The organism is Oerskovia rustica, assembly GCF_014836555.1.
Classification (GTDB): domain Bacteria; phylum Actinomycetota; class Actinomycetes; order Actinomycetales; family Cellulomonadaceae; genus Oerskovia; species Oerskovia rustica.
The window spans coordinates 1-6,363 of sequence record NZ_JACSQQ010000063.1; the positions used below are offsets into that span (position 1 = coordinate 1).

Here is a 6,363-nt window from a genome sequence, read left to right on the forward strand (position 1 = left end):
GCGCTCGCGCTCGTGACGATCTTCGGGTCGCTCGCGATCTTCGTGCTGCCGTGGCTCGCCGGGCTGCTGGGCCTCGCCGACGACCGCGCCGGACTGTGGATCGGCGCGAGCGTCCAGGAGGTCGCGCAGGTCGTGACCGCGGGCGGCGCCGTCTCGGCCGCCGCCCTCGCGACCGCGACCGTGAGCAAGCTGGCCCGCGTGGTGCTCCTCGCCCCGCTCGTGGCCGGGGCCGGGGTGCTGAGGGCTCGGCGCGAGCGGGTGGCGCCACCCGCGGACGTCGAGGTCGCCGCGGGGGGCTCCGGGGCCTCGGCGGCCCGCCGGACGCCACCCGTGCCGCTCTTCGTCGTCGGCTTCCTCGTGGCCGTGCTGGTGCGGAGCACGGGCGTCCTGCCCGCGTCCGTCATCGAGGTGACGACCATGGTCACCACGCTGCTGTTCACCGCCGCGATGTTCGCGATGGGCCTCGGGGTCGACGCCGCGCACCTGGTCCGCACAGGTCGGCGCGCGCTCGTGCTCGGCACCGCGTCGGCCGCGGTCGTGACCGGGACCTCGCTCGTCGCGGTCCTTCTCCTGACGTGACGCCCCGTGACGGCGACCTGACACCCCCGACCCGACACCCCCGGCCTGGCGGCGACGACTCTCCGACGTCGCCACCAGGCGGTGGGCTACCGGACGCTCGCGTCCCAGCGCCAACGGGTCCGTCGCGGCAGGCCGGGCAGGTCGCTGCGGCCCGTCGCCCACACGAGGGCGTCGTCCGGGGCCAGGTCGAGCGCGGTGGGCGGCAGGTCGGGGAAGAGCCGGGCCAGCACCCGGGCGCTCATGCCCTCGGGCAGCGTCGCAGACGTGCCCGTGAGTCCCTGGAAGACGTCCCGGCCGTGGACGAGGATCTCCACGACCCCCATGGCCGCGAAGCCCTCCGGGTCCGAGAGCCCGTACGGGTGGTAGGCGCGGGCCGTGGGGGGACGGGCCGCGACCTGGGCGGCGAGCAGCTCACCGCCCGCGACGATGACCTCGGCCAGGCCCGCCGGTCCGGCCTCGCGCTTGACGTGCGCGATCTCGTCCTCACCCTTGGGACCCGCCAGCGGCAGGTAGTCGAGCAGGGGGAGGCCCGCGACCTGGAGCGCGTAGGCCAGGAGGTCGTCGACGACGTGCTCGGCGGTCGCCCAGCACGACCACCGCACGGGCCCCGCCTGCGCGTCGAAGGCCGCATCGGGATGCCGCGCGACGCCGTCGGCGAGCCAACGGGAGGCCGCGCGGACGTCGTCGGGCGTGACGGGGCCAGGGGCCAGCGTGGTCGCGAGATCCTCCGGCTGGGCGCTCACGCGTCGGCCGCGTCGGTGTCGGTGCCGCGGACGCGGTCCGCGCGCCAGCACTCGGCGCGGTACGGGAGGTCGATCTCGGACCGGCCGGCGAGGGCCGGGTGCGTGGCTACCAGCCGGTCGACGGCGTCGAGCAGCTCGTCGCGCTCGGTCGCCGGCAGGGTCAGGAGGTGGCTGCGCGTGGACGCGAGCGTCCGCAGCGACGCGGCCGGCAGCCGGTCCGCCCACGAGAAGGTCGCGTGCTCGAGCGGCGTGAAGGCCCCGTCGGCGCCGTCGATCGTGGGCGTCCGGTGGACCGGCTCGAGCGAGTCGCCCCGATGGATGATCTCGGTGAAGCTCTCGACCCAGTCGACCGTGTGGTCGCGGACGTTCCACACGACGCCCAGGCGCCCGCCGGGACGCAGGACGCGCGCGATCTCCGGGACCGCGACGGCGACGTCGAACCAGTGCCACGCCTGGGCGACGAGGACCGCGTCGACGCTCCCGTCCTCGAGAGGGATGCGCTCGGCGGTACCGGGCAGGACGTGGGCCCCCGGCACGGCGTCCTGGAGCTCGGCGCGCATGCCCTCGGAGGGCTCGACGGCGGTCACGTGGAGCCCGCGCGCCATGAGGCGTTCGGTGAGCTTGCCCGTGCCCGCGGCGAGGTCGAGCACGTGCCGTGCGCCCGCGGGGAGCATCCAGTCGATCGCGGTGTCCGGGTAGGACGGCCGGACGGCCCGATACTCGCCCGCTCCGGCGCCGAACGAGGACGCGCGCGCGGCGTGCGAGGCGCGCGGGGGGTCGGGGGTCGGGACGTCGTCGGTGCTCACGTCTTCGACGGTGCCACGTCCGGGCGGCGAGGTCTACATCTGGCGCACGACGTGTCGTACGGGGCCGTGGACCGGCTGCCGCTGCAGCCGGGCGCGGTCGGACGAGGCGGGCCGAGCGGCGGGGGCGACGCAGCCGGGCGTCGCGAGGGCGATTTGGCCGGGCCGGAAGTGTCCGGTAATGTTTTCTCTCGGTGAGGCGCTCAACCGCGGCCCGGGAACGGGACGAGGGTGCGGCGCTGATACCTCCTTGGGGTATGGTGTAATTGGCAACACAACGGTTTCTGGTACCGTCATTCTAGGTTCGAGTCCTGGTACCCCAGCGCAGAGCATGCAGCGCATCGAGTCGGTCAAACCGACACGAAACGTGCAGTAGAGTTCTCAACGGCACGGCGCCCCTCGGGGTGACGAGCTTAGGCCCCCATCGTCTAGCGGCCTAGGACGCCGCCCTCTCACGGCGGTAACACGGGTTCAAATCCCGTTGGGGGTACGTACGAGGCCTGGCCATCGTCAGATGACCGGGCCTCGATGACGCTCACTCGCCCTTTTGGGTGGGGGAGCGGTCCTGGCCCCCATCGTCTAGCGGCCTAGGACGCCGCCCTCTCACGGCGGTAACACGGGTTCAAATCCCGTTGGGGGTACCAACGCAGAGCTCGATCATCGGAAGATGGTCGAGCTTTCGTCGTCTCCGGGGGGCATCCGGTCGGCTACCCGTTCCGGGGGAGCATCCGGTCGGCGACCCGTCCGACGCGCGACGGACGAAGGTGCTAGGTTCCTGCGATGTTCATCGACGTGACGTGCAGGGTCTGCGGCTGGTCCGACCCGGGCGACCCGGAGGAGCTGTGGCACGGGGGCACTCCTCTCCACGCCGTCTGCGACTGCTGCGGATCCGAGAGCGGGGTGCAGGACGTCTCCTGGCGCACCGCGCTCCGAGCCCGCAAGGCCTGGGTCGACGGGGGTGCCCCGTGGTTCGCACCCGGCGCGCGCCCCGGGGACTGGGACCTGTCGGCCCAGCTGGAGAAGGTCAGGAGCCGTCGCGTCCCGACCCCGGGCTGAGCCCGTCAGGCGCCGATCGTCGAGGCCGGCGCCCCCTCGTCCAGGAGCCAGTCGAGCACGTCGCCGGCCGACCAGGCGCCGTCGTGCCGCTCTGCGAGCCGCGCCGCTCCGGCGACGTCCGCCCCGAGGGTGACGAGGGGGAGCTCGACGTACCCGTCGGCACGTGTCTGACCGAGCCCGACGTCGGCCGCGAGCGAGTTGCACAGGCACGACCGGCCGACGGCGTCGTCGGCCCCTCCGCCCTTGCGCTCGAACATGTGGGCCGGCTCCGCGGGGCAGCGATAGGTGACCTTGCCGTCGTCCTTCTCGACCGGGGTGCGGAGGTAGCCCAGGTCGCACAGCCGGGGCCGCGCCGCCGCGACGTCCGTGGCCGAGAGGGTGCCCGGGAGCTGGGCGACCTTGAACGGGAAGCCGGTCGGCGAGGTGAGCGGCTCGGTGCGTACGTCGAGCGTCCCGGCGCGCAGCCGCGCGAGCACGTCCTCGCGCAGGGCAGGGTCGAGCCCCGAGTCGGTCGAGAGCGCGAAGAGCGTGCCGACCTGGACGCCCGTCGCCCCGGCCTCGCACGCGGTGGCCAACGCCTCCGGGGTGCCCTGCGCGCCCGCCAGCCAGAACGGCAGCCCGATCGCGGCGACCTTCGTCAGGTCGGCCTGGTCGCGTGGGCCGAACACCGGCTGCCCGGCCTCGTCGAGCGTCAGGCGCCCGCGGGGAGGGGCGTTGTGCCCGCCGGCAGGAGGGCCCTCGACCACGAAGCCGTCGGGCCGGGTGTGGTCCTCGCGCACCAGGTGCTCGGCCAGGGCGTGCGCGGAGACGACGGCGAGGAACGTGGGCCGCGTCACGGGAGGCAGCGACCCGCCGAGGAGCGTGTCGGGGTCGAGATCGACCGTGTGGTGGCTGCCACCCACCACCGTGACGGGGAACTGGACGGCCTCATGACCCGCGAGCTGGTCCAGCAGGTGCGGGATGTCGCGGGGGATGCCCGCCCCGGTCACGACGTAGTCCGCGCCGGCGAGCATCGACCCGTAGGCGGCCGCAGGAGCGGCCATCTGGATCTTCTCGAGGAAGTTGATGCCCACCCGCCCGTCGTGCCCCTCCTTGGCGAGCCACACCTCGACGAAGCTGCCCAGGATCATGAGCTCCTGCGCCAGGCGGGTCTGACGGAGCGCGAGGCGAGGCACGGGGGCGTAGGGCTGGCCCTCGCCGCGCCCCTCGGGACGGAAGTAGCGCGAGAGCACCCGCTGGGCGAACCGCGGCACCGGGAAGGCGTCGAGCGCCCTGCGCACCGCGCCGTCGCGGTCGCCGTTCTGCAGCCTGCGCGCCAGGACGAGGTCCAGCGCGGTCCCGGAGACCAGGCCGAGCTGCCCCGTGCGTGCGACGGCCGACGCGAGTCGCCAGGACGAGACCGCCATCCCCATCCCGCCCTGGATCACACGAGGTAGGGGCGGGAACGATGCGGGGGCGGGCAGGGACAGCGTGGTCACAGGTGGACCCTTCTCAGGCCTGGGGCGGGTGGTTACTGCACCGTAGGTTGGGGACCTGCGTCGAGAACAGGGTCGAAGGGCCCGAACCTGGCGGAGATGTCACGGTGCCCTGCTTCCGGCCCCGGGGCGGAGGGTCTCGGCCGCGACGGCCGACGAGCCCACCGACCCGTGGGCCAGGCCGACGAGTCAGCGGGGCGGGGGCGGGACGGGCGGGTTCGCCGACGGCGGGCCCGACGCGCCCTCGGGGCGCGACCACGGGTCCGTGGCCTGCCACCCGCTCTGCGGGTCCCAGGGCGTGACGGGCACGAACCGGCCGCGGTCGTCGTCGGAGACCTCCCATGCGGGACCGTCGGACTCACCGTCGGGCCCGTCGCCGAGGCCGTCGCCGATCTGCTCGGCGATCTCTTCCGGCTGCTCCGGCCGGGCTGAGCGGTCCGGCCGGTCGGTCACCGGGTCCGGCGGCAGCGGGGGAGCCATGACCGGTCGGTCGGAGCCGTCCAGCCGGGGGGAGCTGCCGCGGGGTGCGACGAACAGGTGGCCCTGCCCGCCGGCCTGCACCGAGCGCACGGCGATGGGCTGTGTCGCGGCGGCCGACAGGTCGCCCTCGGGCCCGTCGCTCGTCGGTGCCCAGCTCAACCGGCCCGGGACAGGGGTCGGCGCCTGCTGAGCTGTCGCATATGTAGCCTGCGCGGGCTGTGCGGGGGGCGGGGGAGTCGCGCCCCCACCGGGTGCGCCGCCCTGCGGCTGCTGGCCCCACGGCCCGCCGCGCCCCCCGGGGATGAAGATCGTGTCGCACAGCTTCCGGTACGTGGCGTCCGGGTTGGCGACCCAGTTGATGCGGCTCATGGCCTGGTCCTGCCCGGCCGACTCGAGGATGAACTGGCCGTAGCCGAGGATCCGCCCGAGGATCGAGCGGCTGTAGCTCATGTCCGTGACCTTGCCGAGGGGCATCATCGCGACCTTGTGGGTCACGAGCCCGAACATCAGGAGCATGCGCTTGTCGGTCGCGACGAACCACTCGTTGCGCCAGTCCAGGACCTTCCACAGCAGACGGAGGGCGACCAGCACCCAGGCCCACCAGAGCAGCAGCGAGCCCTCGCCCACGGCAGGAGCCAGGACGCTGACGAGCCAGGCCGCGAGCAGGAAGGCGGCGGCCGTCGTGGCGACGGGCTCGGCGAGCTTGCCCCAGTGGGCACGCGTGGCCAGGACCACGCGCTCACCGGGCAGGATGTAGCGCCGCAGGTGGCGCGCGCTCAGGCGCGGCGCAGACTCGTACGCCTGCGAGGGGAGGTCCTGCGCCACGGTGCGCCTACTTCATGAGCGACTGGACGAACTGCCCGAAGCTCTGGAAGGCGCCCAGGATGACGTCCCAGATCGCCTGGACGATGTCCGCCGCGCGGTCGGGGCTCTGGACGACCGCGTACAGCAGGAAGACGATGACGACCCACATCAGGATGGTCTTGGCCTTGCCGGGCATCGTGTGGTCCTCACGTCGTCGATCGGGGCGGTTCTCGGCTCTGCCCGCCATGGTGGAGCGAACAGGCGGAGCGCCGTCGGAGGCGCGCCGGGGCCGAGTCTAGCGTTTCGCCCGAATCGGTCGTGGGTCCCGTGTCCGGACATGGCGGGGCAAGGCCGCAGCACCACTGGGACGCGCCAGGGCGTGGCTGGGTGCCGGACGCCGTGAGGGGTGGGCGCCTCTCGGCG

General features: G+C 73.9%; 7 protein-coding genes and 3 tRNA genes. 5 read left to right on the forward strand and 5 right to left on the reverse strand.

What is annotated here, in order from left to right:
- Positions 1–579, forward strand: a 579-nt coding sequence (locus H9652_RS19240) for a putative sulfate exporter family transporter (RefSeq protein ID WP_191798406.1), incomplete at its 5' end; no start/stop codon positions are given.
- Positions 580–665: 86 nt separating this feature from the next.
- Here the strand turns inward: H9652_RS19240 and H9652_RS19245 are convergent.
- Both H9652_RS19245 and H9652_RS19250 read right to left on the reverse strand, forming a co-directional pair.
- The gene (locus tag H9652_RS19245; protein WP_191798407.1) at positions 666–1,322 is read right to left on the reverse strand and encodes a hypothetical protein; all 657 of its coding nucleotides are present in this window, start codon (positions 1,320–1,322) and stop codon (positions 666–668) included.
- Entirely contained in the window at positions 1,319–2,128 is an 810-nt protein-coding gene (locus H9652_RS19250; RefSeq protein WP_318244283.1) for a class I SAM-dependent methyltransferase, read from the reverse strand. The genes H9652_RS19245 and H9652_RS19250 overlap by 4 nt, the downstream gene beginning before the upstream one ends.
- A gap of 248 nt (positions 2,129–2,376) precedes the next feature.
- On the opposite strand from H9652_RS19250, the gene H9652_RS19255 reads away from it, so the two are divergent.
- The 4 genes from H9652_RS19255 (at position 2,377) to H9652_RS19270 (ending at position 3,181) form a co-directional block, all read left to right on the forward strand.
- Positions 2,377–2,448 (forward strand) — tRNA-Gln (locus H9652_RS19255).
- Positions 2,449–2,542: 94 nt separating this feature from the next.
- Positions 2,543–2,615, forward strand: a tRNA-Glu gene (locus H9652_RS19260).
- 78 nt (positions 2,616–2,693) lie between these two features.
- A tRNA-Glu gene (locus tag H9652_RS19265) sits at positions 2,694–2,769 on the forward strand.
- Positions 2,770–2,905: 136 nt separating this feature from the next.
- Complete coding sequence (locus tag H9652_RS19270; RefSeq protein ID WP_191798410.1) at positions 2,906–3,181, forward strand: hypothetical protein; 276 nt, start codon at positions 2,906–2,908, stop codon at positions 3,179–3,181.
- A 5-nt stretch (positions 3,182–3,186) separates the two neighbouring features.
- Here H9652_RS19270 and H9652_RS19275 read toward each other — a convergent pair whose 3' ends face one another.
- The 3 genes from H9652_RS19275 to H9652_RS19285 form a co-directional block, all read right to left on the reverse strand.
- Positions 3,187–4,659 carry a nitronate monooxygenase gene (locus tag H9652_RS19275; RefSeq protein ID WP_318244284.1) on the reverse strand — a complete coding sequence of 491 codons (1,473 nt, stop codon included), beginning with the start codon at positions 4,657–4,659 and terminating at the stop codon, positions 3,187–3,189.
- Between the two features lie 186 nt (positions 4,660–4,845).
- Positions 4,846–5,961 (reverse strand): PH domain-containing protein, encoded by a 1,116-nt coding sequence (locus tag H9652_RS19280; RefSeq protein ID WP_191798412.1) that lies wholly within the window; start codon positions 5,959–5,961, stop codon positions 4,846–4,848.
- A gap of 7 nt (positions 5,962–5,968) precedes the next feature.
- Complete coding sequence (locus H9652_RS19285) at positions 5,969–6,136, reverse strand: hypothetical protein (protein WP_164984114.1); 168 nt, start codon at positions 6,134–6,136, stop codon at positions 5,969–5,971.
- Positions 6,137–6,363: the final 227 nt, after the last annotated feature.